The organism is Limnothrix redekei LRLZ20PSL1, from assembly GCF_043235035.1.
Taxonomy (GTDB): Bacteria; Cyanobacteriota; Cyanobacteriia; order CACIAM-69d; family CACIAM-69d; genus CACIAM-69d.
The window spans coordinates 57,178-74,202 of the sequence record NZ_JAZAQF010000059.1 but is presented as its reverse complement, the minus strand read 5'-3'; the positions used below and the strand labels follow the sequence as shown (position 1 = coordinate 74,202).

Here is a 17,025-nt window from a genome sequence, read left to right as displayed (position 1 = left end):
GGGGATCGAATCGAAATCCCTAGCCAGCCGTGTTGGACGATTCGGTGGCGGGCAGGGGCCGAAACTCCAGCCGCCTGCTGTGGCCCCAAAAGGCTTCTAAGTTGTAGTACTCGCGCTCCGTGGGCATCATCACATGCACCACCACATCGCCGTAGTCATGCAAAACCCAGCCGCCATCACCATAGCCAGCGGTGTTTTGGGGCCGGCGATCGAACTCGGTTTTCAGCTTCATCTCGATCGCGTCGGCAATGGCGCGAATTTGGGCCCGCGAAAACCCGGTCACAATCAGGAAATAGTCCGCCAGGTAGGAAACCTCCGTCACCTCCAGCAGCGCAATGTCTTCCCCTTTGCGATCGTCCGCCGCGTTGGCCGCCGCGATCGCCACTTCATAGCTGGAACCACGCCCCAGTTGATAGACTGCCCCCTTGGCCACAGGCGGCGCAAACTCCACTACCGTCTCATCGTCCCCTTCGTCTTCAATGCCCTCAGCCGTCAACAGGGCCAGCTCTTGCGCGTTCAACTTCAAATCCGGATCACTCATCAAAATTACGTCGCCGCGATCGGCTGGCGAGGTGAGTTCTACACAATGGCGCAACACAATGGCACCAAACAATGGCACAACGCAGGAACCCGAAACCAAAACGCTGATGAACGGTCGATCGATCAACCCAGCCTCCACCCCAAGCAAAACTTAAATGGTGGCAGCAAACTGGGGCGATCGGGTCATGAAGATGAGAGCGCAGCCCTCCGGTTCACGGGTTACTGTTTTGAGTCACGCGCCATTGAACCTCCAGTCTAGCAAAAGCCGTTGTTCTGCGAATTGATCCCCTGAATTACCATCCCCGAAAGCATCCTTCCGCCAATCCTGGCCTGAATTTGCACCCGCCAGCCCACCCCATTTTTAAATTCTTGGGCCGCAACGCCAGCCTCCAAGTCTCTGTTAAAATGGCGGCGTTGTTATTGCCCCGTAGCACCCTTGAGTCCGTCTCTCGATCTTCCCAAGGTTGACGATTTTTTGCAGGAACTCGCTGCAATCCAGCAAACCGGCTCCAAGCGGATCGCCATCCTGGGTTCGCGCCACGTGCCGATTACGCATCAACAATTGATTGAAACCCTCAGCTATGCATTGGTGCTGGCCGGGAATCAAATTATTACTTCGGGTGCTACGGGAACCAACGCCGCCGCCATTCGCGGAGCCATGCGCGCCGATGCCAATTTGTTGACCGTGATTTTGCCCCAAAGTTTGGAGCGGCAACCGCGCGAATCTCGCGATCAATTGGAATCGGTGATTCATTTGGTTGAAAAACCAGAAAATGACCAGCTTTCTTTGGCTGAAGCCAGCTCCCTGTGCAACCACGAAATTATTTCCCGTTGCCAGCAGTTAATTTGCTTTGCCTTCCATGACAGTGTGACCCTGCTGCAAACCTGCCGGGAAGCTGAAGAACAGCGCCGGGTGGTCACGCTGTTCTATTTCGACTAGTTGATTCGACTTCGTGAAATTCGACTAGGTGAAAACGCATGATTTTGGGTTTTAGCATTCCCACTTTGCTGCTGGGTTCAGTTTTTGTGGCGAGCTTTTTGGTCTATTTCCCTTACTTGGCGGTGGCCTATGCCCGGTTCCAGGTGGGGATGGATTTGGGTGCGCCCCGGGCCATGTTCGATCGCCTGCCGGACTATGGTAAGCGAGCCACTTGGGCCCACCAAAACAGCATTGAAACCTTTGCTCCCTATGCCGCTGCGGCCCTGGCGGCCTATGCCACCGGGGTCAACACCCCTGCGGCCGGTTGGGCGGCGGTGGCCTTTGTGGGAGCGCGGGCGCTGTTTTCGGTGGCCTATTTGGCCAACATTCCTCCCCTGCGATCGCTGATGTTTGGCATTGGGCAAATTGCAATGATTTCGCTGTTTGTGCAAGCGCTCCAGCAAATTGCCTAGGGGGGCTGAATCCACGGCTGCATCAGTCACCATTGGCGAGTCTGGTTCATGGGAACTCGATCGCCCCTGGCTGAAGATTGATCACGAATTGGGCGATTCATTTTGTATTGGTTTGGATTGAAAAATTAGGGTTATGGCTGCGACGTTTTCCTTTGATGTGGTGAGTGAGTTCGATCGACAGGAGTTGGTCAACGCGATCGACCAATTGCAGCGAGATTTGAAATCCCGCTACGACCTGAAAGACACCAACACGATCGTTGAGCTGGGCGAAACCGATCTCACGATCGAAACCGCCAGCGAAATGACTCTTGAAGCTGTCACGGCCGTTTTGCGCGAGAAAGCCGCCAAACGAAAACTAGACCTGAAAATCTTTGACTTTGGCGACATTGAATCCGCGAGCGGCAACCGTGTTCGCCAAAAGGTGAAGTTGCAAAAGGGCATTCCCCAAGACATCGCCAAACAAATCAGCAAATTGATTCGCGATGAGTTCAAAAAAGCCCAAGCCCAAATTCAAGGCGACGCAGTGCGCGTTTCCGCCAAATCCAAAGACGATCTGCAACTGGTGATCCAGCGCCTGAAGCAGGAAGATCTGCCCGTGGCGCTGCAATTCACTAACTATCGTTAGTCCCACCGGCTCCCCGATCCAGGAGCCGGCCCTGGCAACCCAAAGCATCTTCAAGCACTTTGCCGTTTTGGCAAGGTGCTTCATTTTGGCAATGGGATACTGCCGCACGACCACGGCCAGATGCAGCGCGATCGCCCCGGTGGAATGGCCGAACTCGATCGCCAAACTCGATCGTTGTTGCAGCCACAACGGGTTAGCAAATGTCCAGGAATTACGATGTTGTTGGCTTGCTCCAGCATCAATTCTAATGCAACAATTTCGCATTAATTATTCGCATTAATTAGAATCTGTTTGTTGAGCCAGTGCGATCGCCATGACCATCACCACTTCTGAACAAGCTGCCGTTGAGCTGTATCAAGAGACGGCTGCTCAGGCCCGGCACCCAGACGCAACCGATCGGTACGATCGCCTATTGGTTTACCCCGCTTGGCTCTGGGAAGGCTACATCCGAGAAGTGGAACTCCGAGAAGGCTTTGAAGTCCAAGTCCATCACTACCGGCTGCGCGATCGCTGGGATGCGGCCCTGGCCGAGCGTGCCGAGTGGCTATCGTTCCATTTCCACCTCTCCGGACAGCACCAAGACACTTACACCGAAGTCCACAACCTGGAATATGCCCTCTACGGCAGTGGCCTGGCCCCCAAGGATTGGATCATCGGCACAGACCGGAACCCGATCCTGGAAGTCCATATTTGGCTGTCGCCACAGGTCTTTCAGTCCTTTGCGGGTCAAGACGGTGAACTCCCTTCGGCCTTGCGCCACCTTGTGCGACCAGCCGACCAGCTCTACTACACCCGCGTGGGCAAAGTCTCAAGAGCCATGCAGCGGGTGCTGTGGCAAATCATTCGCTGTCCCTATCAGGGCATTACCAAGCGGATGTTTCTAGAGAGCAAGGCCCTGGAGGCGGTGATGCTGGTGCTGGCCGATGAGCTGCAAATTCAGCAAGAACAGCCATTAACCCATGGCCCAGCCGAGACTTGGGAGGACGGCGCGGCACTGGCGAACCTGAAGCCCGATGATATTGATCGCCTGCATCAGGCTCGATCGATTTTGCTGAGACACCTAGAGCAGCCCCCCTCATTGATGACTCTGGCGCAACAGGTGGGGCTGAACAGTCGGGCGTTAAAAGAAGGCTTTCGGCAGGTGTTTGGTCAGCCACCTTTTACCTATTTACATGACCATCGCCTAGAGCAAGCCAGACAGTTGCTCGAAACCGGTGAGCTAAAAGTGTCCGAAGTTGCGGCCGCCGTGGGCTTTGGCGATCGCAGCCACTTCGCCAAGCAGTTCAGAACCAAGTTCGGCATCAATCCCAAGCTCTATCAGGCCCAGCGCAAAAAGTTCTGCTAGCCCTCAAAAAAAGTACCGCGACTCACCAAAACGGCTTTGTTTTGCTGTTCGCCCTTGCTAGGCTCCTGAAAGTCTTTCTCAACTGCGGTGTGGGGTCATGGTGAATCGGTTGTCGGGTCTGGTTGTGGCGACTGTGCTGTCCGTGGTGGGGCCGCAGGCCGCTTGGGCCGAGGACAGCGCTCAAATTCCCCGAATACAAGACCTAGGGCAGCCCGCAACCAGCCTCCAAGAGTGGCGGGCGCAAATTGAGCGCACCACCGTACAAGTAACCGGCGTGCAACTGAACCGTATTGATACGGAACTCGAAATCGTTCTGGAAACCGCCGAAGATCAGCCCCTGCAAATTGATGCGACTCAGTTTCGCACCGAGGGCAATAGCCTCGTTGCTGATATTCCAAATGCCGTGCTGGCGCTCCCAGCAGGACAAGCCTTTGTGGCGGAGAACCCGATCGCCGACATTGCCACGGTGCAGGTGACGCAGCAAGACAGCAACACCATCCGGGTCAGCGTCACCGGAACCAACGCCCCGCCCACCACAGAAGTGATCCTGACTACCGCCGGCCTGGCCTATAGCCTCAACCCTGCCGGGGAGGAGCCAGACGAGGAACTCGTGGTCACCGGAGCAGGGCAACGGGGCTATCGCGTGCCAAACTCCTCCACCGCAACGCGGACAGATACGCCCTTACGCGATATTCCCCAATCGATCCAAATCATTCCCCAAGAACTGCTGCAAGATCAACGGGCTGACGTGACCAGTGCATTGCTGAATGCGCCCAGTGTGCGGGTTGGCTCGCCGTCTAACTTTGACGCGGTGCGGGCACAGGTGCGAGGATTTTTCACCTCGCCCACCGTCGATGGCATAGTCGCACGGGACTTTAACGGTGTCTCTGCCAATATTGGCCCTGACCTCACGGGTATTGAGCAAATTGAAGTGCTCCAAGGGCCCAACTCCATTTTGTTTGGCTCATCCTCTCCGGGAGGAACGATCAACTTTGTTACCAAGCGCCCTTTAAGCGATCCCTATTACTTCGTGGAAGCGAGCGCGGGCAGCTTCGATTTTTACCGGGGCGAAGTGGATTTGTCTGGCCCCCTCGATCGCGACAAAAACATTCTTTATCGACTGAATTCTTCCTATCGAGACCAAGAACTTTTCACGGATTCCAGCCGAACCAGAAACTTCGTGATTGCGCCGGTTCTGAGTTTTGCCTTGGGTGACCACACCACACTCAGCATTGAAGGTACTTATAAGCACTTACTGCGCGATAATGCCACCCATGGATTGCCGATTGTGGGCACAATTTTGGATAACCCCCTTGGGAATGTGCCGCGCAGCCGCAACCTGACGGAAAGTGATGCTGAGGTTAGACAGGCCCGAATTGGCTATAAGCTGGAGCATCAATTTAATGAAAGTTGGTCATTAAATCATGCGTTTCGATATGGGTCGATGGAGTTTGACACCTTTGGCCGATTTCCGGGAGCGCTTGGTGCTGACAATCGAACTTTGTCAACCAGCTTCTCTGACATTTCCGATCAGTATTTTGACTATCGGATGACTACGAATGTGGTGGGTAAGTTCGCAACTGGCTCCATTCAGCATCAATTATTATTTGGGGTTGATTTAGGGCGATCGGATATTGAACTACTCTTCACAGGGCTAGAAGGGCCGCCCATTGATCTATTTGATCCCACCTTTGACGCATCGCCTGGCGCGGTGACCTTTAGCAGTGAAGACAGCATTGTGACCGATGAACTGGGGATTTTGCTGCAAGATCAAATCACCCTAGCAGACAACTTGAAGGTGCTGATCGGTGGTCGGTTTGACATGTTTAGACAGACTGGCGATTTCGGCAATCCCGATCTGGTTCAGTCGGGCGAGGCGTTCAGTCCGCGTTTAGGGATTGTCTATCAACCGATCGAACCGCTTTCCCTGTACGCCAACTACAGTCGATCGTTTGAACCAACTATTGGTCGTTCTCGCGACGACAGTACTTTTGAGCCTACCCGAGGAACCCAGTTTGAAATTGGTGTGAAAGCCGATTTAAGCGATCGGCTTTCTGCAACCTTGGCATGGTACAACATCACTCAAAAAAATGTGCTGACCACCGATCCCGTTGATGACAACTTCTCAGTGCAAACGGGAGAGCAGCGGAGTCAAGGGGTTGAACTCAGCGTGGCTGGAGAGATTTTGCCAGGGTGGAATATCTTTGCCAGCTATGCTTACAACGACGCAAGAATCACCGAGGACAATAACTCGGATCTGGTGAATAATCGCGTCCAACGCACTGCGCCCCATGCTACAAGTTTGTGGACAACCTACGAAATTCAGGAAGGCGATTTGCAAGGGTTGGGATTTGGTGTGGGCTTGTTTTACGTGGGCGATCGCGCAGGTGACAATGCCAATACGTTTGAGTTGCCGAGCTACCTAACAACTGATGCCGCAATTTTTTATAAACGGAACGGATTCCGCGCGGCAATCAACATCAAAAACCTCTTTGATGTGGAGTACTTTGAAGGGTCTTTCAATCGCAACCGCATTTTTTATGGTGCGCCGCTGACCGTGCAAGCCAGTTTTTCTTGGACATTTTAGCTCAGCGATCGGAGATCGCTCAGTATTCATCAGCCGGGGTAAGCATGAAATGGAATCACCACAAAAGCCTTTACCAAAATCACTCACTCGCCTGTTTTCTGCCAAACTCAGGACGATTTCTTTCTTCATCCACCGCTGGTTAGGTTTGGCGATCGGGATTTTGTTGTGCATCGCAGGTTTGACTGGCAGTGTCCTCGTTTTTTGGCATGAAATTGATCATTGGGTGCTGGCTCAGCGGCTGGGAACCGTTGTGCCTGCGGGGGCAATGGTGCCCGTTGCTGCCATCATCGAGTCGATCAAAGCGGCCTATGGAAAAAAGCAATGGAACCTCAACACCATTGCGCCACCCCAATCAGCCCAGGAACCCTATCAGGCCTGGTTGGAAACCCCAGCCCATCACCATTGGCAGGTGTTTGTGCATCCCTACACGGGGCAAATTATGGGCGATCGGGAATGGGAAAGCAGTTGGGTTGGCCTAATTTATGACCTCCATTACAAACTGCTGGCGGGGGAAACAGGCACTCTCGTGATGGGCGTTGTTGCGTTGCTGACACTGATCTTGAGCCTCACTGGCATTGTGTTGTGGCCGGGCTGGCGCAATTTCATGGCTGGATTCAAAATCAAGTGGAAAAACGCCCATATCAAACGAACCAACTTTGATATTCATAAAGTTTCAGGCATCATTACTGCAATTTTTTTAGGTTTGATTGGGTTCACAGGGTTTGCTTGGAATGTGCCTCAAGCTAAGGTGAATGAGGCGATTTATGCTGTCACTTTCACACCCAAGCCAGCCGCGCCAGTTTCCAAGCCAATTCCAAGTCAGCAGCCTTTATCTATTGCTGAGTTGATCCAGCGAGCCGAAGCGGTCATTCCCGATGCGACGATGACCTATATTGTGCTTCCTCAAAAGCCAGATTCTCCATTTGTCGTAAGCAAGCGACAACCCCAAGAACGCTCGCAATGGGGCAATACCAGAGTGGCGATCGATCAGTTTACCGGTGAGTTAATTCAACTGACTGATGGGCTGAAGCCGACCCGGGCGGAGGCGATTATTAGTCAGTTTGATGCGGTTCACTTTGGGACTTTTGGCGGTCTGGCAACCCGAATTCTTTATGTTTTCGTTGGGTTGGCTCCCCTAGCACTGTTAATCACAGGTTTCGTGATGTGGAAGTATCGGCGCAGGGTTTCCAAGCTGAGTCATCCCTAAATCAATTTTGGTCAGCTTTGCTATCAAGTATGCGGCAGTTTCAAAAAATATCAAGCACCCAAGAAAGACTATCCATTCGATTAACGCACGGTGAAGCCAGTAGGGTGGACACTGCCCACCACTATTTAGCTAAGACAGCATCTATCTTCAAAAAAGGAGGAATTAATGATTGCACCTGTTGTCTATACAACGGTCGGTTCATGCGGGGTAGCGATGCTGCGAAGGTCTGGTGACTACCCAAATGTGCTGCGAGCAGTGTAAGTTCCGGAAACAGTGTTTTGTCCAAGAGCAACGCTTAGGGGTTCGATTCTCCTACCCCGCATTTCTGTTAACTACGCTGAACAGTAACTCGCGTAGACTGTCGCAAAACTTGCTGTCAACTGCTCCAATGCGTTCTTAAACCGCCAGCCGATCGCCCCCTAAATTCAGCCAATTTCCTCAGCAGGTCGATCTCCCATGGGTCTTGGTCTCATTCGTCGAGCGCATAGCTACATTCAACGCGGCAATCGGCGGCGGCTGCGATTGTTGTTGGGCAAACATCCCGAGCTTTACCAGTCCAACGAAGCCATGTTGCTGGACTACGCCATTTGGCACAACCGATCGATGGTGACTTGGCTGCTCGATCGGGGCGCGCCCGTGGATGGCCCGCCCGGCAACTTTGGCTGCACGCCCCTGCTGCATGTTGTGGTTGAAGGGGACTTGCCGATGATCGATTTGCTGTTGCGACGGGGAGCCGACCCCAACGCCGTCACGGATGATTCAGAAACGCCCCTTGGGTTTGCCGTGGCTTGGCGACAGGCCGGCGCGATCGGCCGCTTGCTGGCCGCCGGGGCCGACCCCAACCGAATCGGTGACCATGGCCCCGACTTCACCCATCTCGATCAGGCATTGTTGATGGATTGGCCCGAGGGAGCGGAACGCTTGCGGGCGGCTGGAGCAAAGCGGTTTTCGGAGTTGGCGGACAGCGCGGAACCCTAGTGGCGCGGCTGCCTTAACGTGATAGGCCAAGTCAACTGACTGTTGTCGCCACCAAACCGTTAGGCAGCAAGGGGCTTAAGCCCCTTGTTACGACGACTGCCTTTGCCGCTTTGACCCAATACATTAAGCCTGTCGCGCGACTAGGGCGAAGCGACCCACACGGCTTTGATGGCTGCGGTGGGGCGGTAACGTTGTGTGCTGTAAAAACTCTGGCTTTGGCCTTGGGTGGTGGGATAGTTGCCATCGAAGTCATCGGGCTGACCTCGGGTGCGAAAAATCAGACCCACCGGCTGGCTGGCAAATTTGACATATTCCCGCGCTTCATCATCCCAATTGAAACTGAGGGTGGCTTTGCCGTAGACCGCTTCGGCTTGGGCGATCGAGCTGCCGGGGCCGATTCCTTCGGCGGTTTTGTAGGCTGCGTTCTCCGTCATCAGCATGGAAATCGGGTCGCGATCGCGTGGTGTTCCGCCTGCTGCTTCGTAAATGACATAAAACAGGGTTTGCGATCCTGACTTGGCCGCGATGCCGCCAAAGTCCACCAGCAGATTAGGCACATTTTCCCAGCGCACATTGGGTCCCATCAGCCGCTTGGCTTCAGCAAGGGTCATGCCCAGCCGCACCCGCCCCAGGCGACCGTTAGCGATTTCGCGATTGGCATCCACCGCCGCCACCCGATCCACGGCGGGCGACTGGCCCGCTCCCGGAGCCGATGGGGTCTCGCTGTTCAAGGCCACAGGCTGGGTCGCTGGGGCCGCCGGAACTTCGGTGGTAATAGCTGCGTCGCTACGGTTCCCATTGCCACAGCCGATCAGTAAACAGGCCAAACATCCCCAGCCCACCACCCCAGAACGAGCCAGGAGGGACGCGAAGATCCGAGGGCGACGGGAAGCGCGGGGCACGGCGGGGGAGGGCATCATGATTAAAAGTTGGCGGTTTATTCAGTCGATTTATTCGATCGATAAATTGTGATTTCAGGGTCGATTTTGTCGAAGTTGGAATAAATTTTCATGTCATCCAACAGTCGATAGGTCACCGTGGGGCGATCGAACCAATACCACTTGGGCTTGGTTTGGTATTGCAGCGCCAGTTCGTAGCCCAATTTTCCCGATTGTAACTGCTCAAAAAATTGGTGACCTGGAGAATTTTGCGGAAAGCGCCGTTGGTCATAGCCACTGCTGACAATAATCCATTGGGGCTTGAGGACGCTCACCTGTCCCAAGTCCGGTTCTTCGAGCAATTTGGCTTGAAATCCTGTGGTGCGGGGCAAATATTTTTCAATGCCCACTTCCAGAATTAATTCATTGGCGGGAATTTGCGATCGCATCCATTCTTCAACAAAATAGCGTGAATCATGGATCATTAAACTGTTGACTGTCCAGCTATAACCCAGGCTGTAACTCAAGGCGAGGGTGGTGATTAAAGCACCGGGAAAAAACCAAGGTTTCAGGCGATCGCTCAACTGGGCCATGGCAAAACCCGCGAAGAAGGCAAAGAGGGGCATTAAGGGCATTAAATAGCGCACATCGTTATACAAAATAGGTGCGATATAAAACAGGTAATAGGAAATACCGGGAACCCAAAGATAGAGCGGCAACCATTGGCGATCGGTGGGATGAAGAGAGGTGCGGCCCGGTTGGGAATAGCCTCGGAGCGATCGAACTAATCGCCAGCCATAGAGCGCCATCCCGACCCAAGCCAGCCACCAAAGGGGCCAGCCAAAGGAAAATTGCAAATGCCCAAAACTTTGGCCCAGCATTTCCCACTGCCCTTGCAAACTTTCTTCGTAACGAGGGCGAATGCTGGCTCCTCCGTACAGAATTAAGTTGAATCGATCGATAAACCCTTGGAAGTTAAAGAGGGCATTTTGCAGAATTAAAAATGCTCCAACCCCTGCACCAAGGCCATAGCCCACCCGTCGATCGCGCACCGCTTGCCAAAGGGTGAATTGAGGGTTGCTCAGCCGTTGTTTTTGCCAATAGTGCCAAATCACAAAGAACGGCGTGAGGATGCAAAATCCATAGAACTGATCTTTGGTGCAAACGGCGATCGCGGCTAAAACTGCGCCGATGATGTAGTCGCGAAAGCGGTGATGGTTCAGAATTTCCACATAGAAAATTAAAAAGCCGATCGACCAAAACAAAACGGGAATATCTAAGTTGGCGATTTTGGCGTAGTAGACATAAAGGGGCGTGAGGGCCATGGATAAGGCCGCTAGCCAGCCCGTTTTGCGATCAAAAATCATTTCTCCCAACCGCACCATCAAGACCATAGTTCCCATGCCCATGACCACGCAAAGCAGCCGATTGAGATAGAACAAAAGGCTATAGGTTTTCAGATCTTCAAAGGAAACCCAGCCCAGTTGTTTCAGCACCAACAGGGGTGAATAGAGCAGGGTCAGTAAGTAATAGTGAAAGGGTGGATATTTATAGTGCCAACCGTTGGCAAATTTTTGATTGATCGCCTCTAAAACCCGTTCTGGCGTTAGCTCATCGGCGGCCCAACCTTTCCAGTCTGGCAATCCCCAGTTAATGCCATAGAGGGCGATCGCACCACTTAACAAAATCAGACCCAAGAGGGGTAAGGAAATTGTCCAGCGGGGAGCTTGGCGAGGACTTTGGAAACCGATTTGAAATCCCTTTTGCAAACCTGTCAGAATTTTTTGGCTAATTGTTTGGTTAGTCATCTTTGGAGAAATTGATCTGCAATGGAATGAAGGGCGTGAATCAAATTAAGGAATGAATGAGATTCATCAGTTAGCCCTGATCAGACAGGCTGAATGCATGGAATTAAAGGGATGATCTTAAGCAGTTGCCATTCAGAACAACCAATGATTGATCGGTGAATTGCTGACAACGATCGAGCAGCGTTTGCATCACGGGCACTTCGCCCCGCCGTAATTGCTCGATCGCTTGACGATGGGCGATCGCCAGGGGTTCTTGGGGGCTGGCGCGGAACCAACGAACCCAGCCCATTTTTTGGAGCTGATTGGGGTCAAAATCAGCCCGATCAAGCAACCAAAAATCCACTGAATAGCGGTTCAAAATCTCCCGTAGGCGATCGGGGTTCGGGGTATATTGACCCACAATTAAATCCGTTGCCCGCTGCAATAGCTCCGTGGCATAGCGACGATGGTAGCGCATGGTGAACCCGGGGCCGACCACAATGGAGCGTTGGGCAAAACTGGGCAAATTATCCGTTTCACGGGTGGTGGAAGCAATCCGAATGATAACCGGTTGGTTCTGAAAAAATTCATAGAGTTGGGGATGGTTGCCAATTTCGTATTGCGTGGCGGGAAAACCAGGAAAGGTGAAGGGATAAATCAGCAAAAAACCGGTGATGAGCAACACCAAGCCTTTGGCTTTTGGATTGCTCAATTTTGCATTGGGCGGGCGTGATTTGGCCCATTGCCAAGCCTTTTGCACCAGCCAACTCAGGACGATCGCACCCAAAATGGCTACAACGATACGCAGGGAATGTTCTGAGTAGCGGTTGGGCAAATGCAACCGAAAGAGCAAGAGATGGGCAACGGTAAACCAAGCCCCAGAGACGATTAATAATTGCGGCACAAAGACCAGGCTCGATCGCGTGGACTGGGACAGGGGAAACCGATCGCGCTGCCACCACAAAATCGGAAAGAGTAAGGTCAAAATAATTTGCGGGAAAGCGAAGTCAATTTCCCACCAATCGATCGGAATTAGCCCCGTGCGTCGATGTTTGAACCAATAGGCCCAAGCCGGTTCCACCTGGAAAAATTGGGCCCAAAAGGTTTTGGCTTCAGTGGCAGTTAGCACCGGGCCATATTGACTCGATTTTCCGAGGAAGGGCAATAGAACTAAGCCTGAAAATATCAGCAAGCTGAGTTCTAATCGACGCTGATTCCATAGGGTTTTCAGTAGCGATCGCACCTGGAACGGTGATCGCTGAGCAATTAGCCAAGTTTGCCAAATTAAATCTAGACCAATCAGAGAAGATCCCAATAAAACGCCATGAGGATAGAAGCCGGACAAAAGCCCAATGGCACTGAAGAGTTGCCAGGGCGATCGCCCTAACCAACCCTTTAAAAATAAAAAGAAAAGGGGATAAATAAAGGCAACGGGTACACCGGAAACGAGATCATCGGCAATCCATAAATTTTGATTTAAAAATACGCAGGCGCTGAAGGCCGCCAAGGGTACGGGCAACAGTTGCCAAACCACTTGAAAACACAAAAATGTGGTCAGGGTTCCTAGGCTGATCGGCAACAATTTATTGAAAACCATCGGATCCAAGCCGAGGACGCTGCCCAACCGATATAGGCCTTGATATCCCCAGGGAGCCACGGATTGGAAATAGTCTGCCATCAGGTCATTGGGGAAGCGATCGGGGTGGAGCCACCGTTGCATCCAAAACACATGTTGGCGAGCATCGTCTTGCACCACGTAGGGGCCGCTGAAGGCCTGAAAGAGAGCAGGCAGGGCACAACCGATCGCCACGGCCAAACTGAGCGCCAAGGCCCAGCGGCCCGCGCGATCGCCCCTGGGGCTGGTTGGGTCTAGGGCGCGGAGCCAGCCATTAAGCATTTCGCCTCCAACAGTGCCAAATCGCCCGCTTGCCACTGGGCGCAACGGTCGATCGCGCTAGGTAAAACCGGTTGTTCGCCCCGATCGAGCTGGGCTAATGGGGCTGCACCAATGTTGAATTGGCGAAACCGACGACTATCCAAAAAGTCCCGTTGAAAGCTCGATCGCTCCACTAACCAAAAATCCACGCCCGTCTCCGCCAAAAACCGACGAATGGGGGCCCAACTGGGGGCAAATTGGGCGCTCACGAGTCGATCGAGCCGCCGCACCAGTTCTTGATAAAACCCCAGATGATAGGGCAGCAGATAGCCTTGGCCGCCCACGTAGATCGATCGCCCCGCAAAGGCGGGCAAATTATCCCCCTCGCGGGCCAAGGAAGCGACCAAGGTATCACGCGGTTGTTGTTGCAAAAAAGCGTAAAGCCCCGGAGCATTGCCCGGCACGTAGTTGGTGACCGGAAAGGCGTAATTTTGAGCCGTCAGAGCCGCTGGATAGGCCACAAACCACAGAACCAACAGGCCCGCCCCCAGCCCGGCCCCGATCGCCCGGGAGCCACCCCGCCGCAGTAGTTGCACCGCCCGCTCCAGCACCGCCGCGATCGCCAAACCCGCCACTAGCGCCGCCACCAGCCGCACCGAATGCTCCCCATACCGATTGGGCAGGTGCAATTTAAAGAGCAACCCATGGGCCGCCCCGAACCCGATCGCGGAGGACAGCAACAGATCGCTCAACAGGGGCAAGGCTCCTTGGGCCGATCGCACCAGGGGGAAGCGATCGCGCTGCCACCACAGCAGGGGCCACAACAGGCCAAACCAAACGCCCAAAGGCAACACCAGCACCGAATGGAAGGCCATGATCCGACACCATTCGGTGGGCAAAAAGCCACTGCGTTGGCCACAGGCCCAATAGTTCCAAGGATCCCGCGTGAAAAAGGCAGACCAACCCTTATCGGCCAAGGTGGGCATCGCTCGCGCCACGTCCACGGACAGCACCGGCCCAAAGGGAGAATCGCGCAACAGGTAGGGAACCATGGTCACCACCAGCGCCCCCAAGCCCGCCAAGGCCACCCGCACCTCCGGGCGTTCCCAGGCCGCACGCCAGCGCCAAGCAACTGATCGCCCCGATCGCAGCAATTGCAGTCCTAACGCGCCGCCCAGCACCAGGGCCACTTGCGGATAAAACAAAGCCAGCAGCCCGATCGCCCCCACCGTTAATCCCAACCACCGACGGGCGATCGCCCACAACCCCCACAGCAACAGGGGCCCCGCAAAGGCCGCTGGTGTACCGGAAACCAAATCATCCCGCAGCCACAGGGCCTGCACCGCCAGCAGCCCACTCAACCCCGCCGCCAACGGAATCGGCCAGAGGGTCACCGCTAAGCCATAGGCTCCCACCGCCGCCAGCAGACTTAACCCCAGGGGCACAAATTTGTTAAACAGCAAAGGATCTAGCCCCAGCTTGGCCACCAAGCCATAGAGCCATTGGTAACCCGCCGGGGCCACGGACTGGAAATAGTCGGCAATCAGATCTTGGGGAAAGGCTTCTGGATCCCAAAAGCGTCGCATCCAAAACACATGCTGTCGGGCATCATCTTGGATCACATAGGGGCCCGCCAGGGCCTGTTGCAGGGCCAACCCGCCATAGGCCAGGGCCACGGCTCCGCAGAGGCCGCCCCAAAACCAGAGCCGTCGATCGCGCCCATGGGCGATCGGCTGAAAAAGAACGCTCCAAACTTGTGCCCAAAATGCCTGAATGGCCTGAGGGGGTTGATGGCCCGGTTCCTGTTGCACGCGCTGTCCTGCCCTGAAAAACCGTTGCCAAACCGCCGGAGAACCGCTAGCTAGGGGACATTTCCCGATCGGCGGCCCGCAGTTTGCAACAAAGGCACTTTAGCGCAGGACGATCGCCCCAACAGCCCTAACGCAGGCCGCTAGCGCAGGAAGCTATAAATTTGCTGGCTTTCCACATCTTGGCAAATGGTGGATGGTCGATGCCCGCTCGACAGCTTGTAGGTCAGGCGATCGAGCTTCACCTGTAGCCCGGCCATGGGGTCGCCCCCTTCACTGACCAAAAATTCCAGCCGCTGCACCGCTTGCCAGTCCGCCAACTGATCCAGGAGTTGGGCGATCGCCTCCAGGTAAGGATGGCCCGGCTCGCGATACCAACCGGCCATGGCCAAATTGGGTTGGTCAAAGCCCAAATGCACAATCAGCGCCGGGTTGCCAAACAGGGCCACCGCCACCGGCCGCGCCTCTTCCCGCAATCGCAAATCCCGATCGCTCACCAACTGTCGCAACTGGGCCAACCGTTCGTAGGCTTCGCTAGTGGTGGGGTGATCAGTCCAATGGAGGGCGATCGTCACCAGATAGGTTTGCAGAAGCAGATGCCCCAGCTTGGCCGCCTTGGTGGTCAGATAGCGCGTGTTGAAGGAGTTGGCCTCAATCAACAAGGGCACGCGATCGACCACTTCCAACCCATAGCCACGAACACCGGCAATTTTGCGCGGGTTATTGGTAATCAGCCGCACTTGGTTAATGCCCAAATCGTTCAAAATTTGTGCGCCCACGCCGTAATCGCGCAAATCTGCTGGAAAACCAAGCTTTTCGTTGGCTTCCACCGTGTCAAAGCCCAAATCTTGCAAGGAATAGGCCTTGAGCTTATTAATCAGGCCAATGCCGCGACCTTCCTGCCGCAGGTAAACCACCACCCCTTCATCGGCTTGCTCAATCATTTTCAGGGCCGCGATCAGTTGCGCTCGACAGTCACAGCGCAAGGATCCCAGCGCATCCCCCGTCAGACATTCCGAATGCACCCGCACCAAAACCGGGCGATCGTGGAAGGTGGCCGGGTCGCCCTTGACAATCGCCACATGGTCGGAACCATCAATTTCATTGCGATAGCCATAGATCTCAAACAGGCCAAACTCCGTGGGCAGTTTGGTGACCGTTTCCCGGATCACAAACCGCTCATGTTGCAACCGATAGCTAATCAAGTCCGCGATCGTGGCGATTTTCAGGTCGTAGCGCTGGGCATAGTCAATCAGTTGCGGCAACCGGGCCATGGAACCATCGGGATTTTGAATTTCGCAAATCACGCCCGCTGGATAAAGCCCCGCCAGGCGAGCCAAGTCCACGGCCGCCTCCGTGTGCCCCGCCCGCTTCAGCACCCCCCCTTCGCGCGATCGCAGGGGGAAAATGTGCCCCGGTCGCCGCAGATCTTCCGGCCGGGTTCGTGGGTCGATCGCCACTTGGATTGTTTTGGCGCGGTCTTCCGCTGAAATGCCCGTGCTCACCCCCAAGGCCGGCGAAGCATCGATACTAACGGTGAAGGCCGTTTGGTTGCTGTCCGTATTGTTGGTCACCATCAAGGGCAACTCCAACGCATCGAGCCGATCGCCCGTCATGGCCAAACAAATTAGTCCCCGCGCCTCCGTGGCCATGAAGTTCACCGCGTCCGCCGTCACCTTTTCGGCGGCGTAGATGATGTCCCCTTCGTTTTCGCGGTTTTCGTCATCCACAATCACCACGGGCCGCCCGGCCTTGAGGTCTGCCAGGATGGCGGGAATCGTGTCAAACACAAACGCGGGAACAGGCTGGGGGACGGTGTGGTGGGTCATTGCAGCAGCAACCAAAGACGAACGGTGCGTCCGTCAGCCAGAGGCCGGCACGGACGCTAATAAACAGTTACAGTTCTTAACTTATGGTCTCCATTGTATCCCCTGTAGCAGTTTCACCCGGCGGTGAATTGCGGCTTTTCTGATCCTGTGCGATCGCCCTGTATCCCCTAGGG

14 protein-coding genes are annotated in these 17,025 nt (G+C 54.6%); 7 read left to right on the top strand and 7 right to left on the bottom strand.

From position 1 onward, the window contains the following. Window positions 1-19: 19 nt before the first annotated feature. Entirely contained in the window at window positions 20-409 is a 390-nt protein-coding gene (gene rsfS, locus VPK24_RS10040; RefSeq protein ID WP_370567079.1) for a ribosome silencing factor, read from the bottom strand. A gap of 567 nt (window positions 410-976) precedes the next feature. Between rsfS and VPK24_RS10035 the strand changes: the two genes are divergently transcribed. The 3 genes from VPK24_RS10035 to VPK24_RS10025 all read left to right on the top strand — a co-directional run bounded on the left by VPK24_RS10035 (window position 977) and on the right by VPK24_RS10025 (window position 2,557). Next, window positions 977-1,480, top strand: a complete 504-nt coding sequence (locus VPK24_RS10035) for a DNA-processing protein DprA (RefSeq protein ID WP_099533428.1) — start codon at window positions 977-979, stop codon at window positions 1,478-1,480. Between the two features lie 38 nt (window positions 1,481-1,518). Beyond that, window positions 1,519-1,932 (top strand): MAPEG family protein, encoded by a 414-nt coding sequence (locus VPK24_RS10030; RefSeq protein WP_393012707.1) that lies wholly within the window; start codon window positions 1,519-1,521, stop codon window positions 1,930-1,932. A 133-nt stretch (window positions 1,933-2,065) separates the two neighbouring features. Then, the gene (locus tag VPK24_RS10025) at window positions 2,066-2,557 is read left to right on the top strand and encodes a YajQ family cyclic di-GMP-binding protein (protein WP_099533429.1); all 492 of its coding nucleotides are present in this window, start codon (window positions 2,066-2,068) and stop codon (window positions 2,555-2,557) included. Here VPK24_RS10025 and VPK24_RS10020 read toward each other — a convergent pair. Then, window positions 2,544-2,744 carry a hypothetical protein gene (locus VPK24_RS10020; protein ID WP_393012704.1) on the bottom strand — a complete coding sequence of 67 codons (201 nt, stop codon included), beginning with the start codon at window positions 2,742-2,744 and terminating at the stop codon, window positions 2,544-2,546. The genes VPK24_RS10025 and VPK24_RS10020 overlap by 14 nt on opposite strands. Before the next feature lie 126 nt (window positions 2,745-2,870). On the opposite strand from VPK24_RS10020, the gene VPK24_RS10015 reads away from it, so the two are divergent. The 4 genes from VPK24_RS10015 to VPK24_RS10000 all read left to right on the top strand — a co-directional run bounded on the left by VPK24_RS10015 (window position 2,871) and on the right by VPK24_RS10000 (window position 8,674). Beyond that, window positions 2,871-3,902: a helix-turn-helix transcriptional regulator gene (locus VPK24_RS10015; protein WP_393012702.1), complete on the top strand. Its 1,032-nt coding sequence runs from the start codon at window positions 2,871-2,873 to the stop codon at window positions 3,900-3,902. 97 nt (window positions 3,903-3,999) lie between these two features. Next, window positions 4,000-6,489, top strand: coding sequence for a TonB-dependent siderophore receptor (locus VPK24_RS10010; protein WP_393012699.1), 2,490 nt, complete (start codon window positions 4,000-4,002; stop codon window positions 6,487-6,489). Window positions 6,490-6,538: 49 nt separating this feature from the next. Further along, complete coding sequence (locus VPK24_RS10005; RefSeq protein ID WP_393012696.1) at window positions 6,539-7,696, top strand: PepSY-associated TM helix domain-containing protein; 1,158 nt, start codon at window positions 6,539-6,541, stop codon at window positions 7,694-7,696. A gap of 456 nt (window positions 7,697-8,152) precedes the next feature. Beyond that, entirely contained in the window at window positions 8,153-8,674 is a 522-nt protein-coding gene (locus VPK24_RS10000; protein WP_393012693.1) for an ankyrin repeat domain-containing protein, read from the top strand. Window positions 8,675-8,814: 140 nt separating this feature from the next. On the opposite strand, the gene VPK24_RS09995 is transcribed toward VPK24_RS10000, so the two are convergent. The 5 genes from VPK24_RS09995 to ribBA all read right to left on the bottom strand — a co-directional run bounded on the left by VPK24_RS09995 (window position 8,815) and on the right by ribBA (window position 16,852). Next, window positions 8,815-9,594: a hypothetical protein gene (locus VPK24_RS09995; RefSeq protein ID WP_393012691.1), complete on the bottom strand. Its 780-nt coding sequence runs from the start codon at window positions 9,592-9,594 to the stop codon at window positions 8,815-8,817. Between the two features lie 17 nt (window positions 9,595-9,611). Continuing rightward, window positions 9,612-11,360, bottom strand: a complete 1,749-nt coding sequence (locus VPK24_RS09990) for an ArnT family glycosyltransferase (RefSeq protein WP_393012688.1) — start codon at window positions 11,358-11,360, stop codon at window positions 9,612-9,614. Between the two features lie 103 nt (window positions 11,361-11,463). Further along, the gene (locus VPK24_RS09985) at window positions 11,464-13,236 is read right to left on the bottom strand and encodes a hypothetical protein (RefSeq protein ID WP_393012685.1); all 1,773 of its coding nucleotides are present in this window, start codon (window positions 13,234-13,236) and stop codon (window positions 11,464-11,466) included. Next, entirely contained in the window at window positions 13,209-15,026 is a 1,818-nt protein-coding gene (locus VPK24_RS09980) for a hypothetical protein (protein ID WP_393012682.1), read from the bottom strand. The genes VPK24_RS09985 and VPK24_RS09980 overlap by 28 nt, the downstream gene beginning before the upstream one ends. Before the next feature lie 140 nt (window positions 15,027-15,166). Next, on the bottom strand, window positions 15,167-16,852 hold the full coding sequence (ribBA, locus tag VPK24_RS09975) for a bifunctional 3,4-dihydroxy-2-butanone-4-phosphate synthase/GTP cyclohydrolase II (RefSeq protein WP_393013182.1): 1,686 nt from the start codon (window positions 16,850-16,852) through the stop codon (window positions 15,167-15,169). Between the last annotated feature and the right edge of the window lie 173 nt (window positions 16,853-17,025).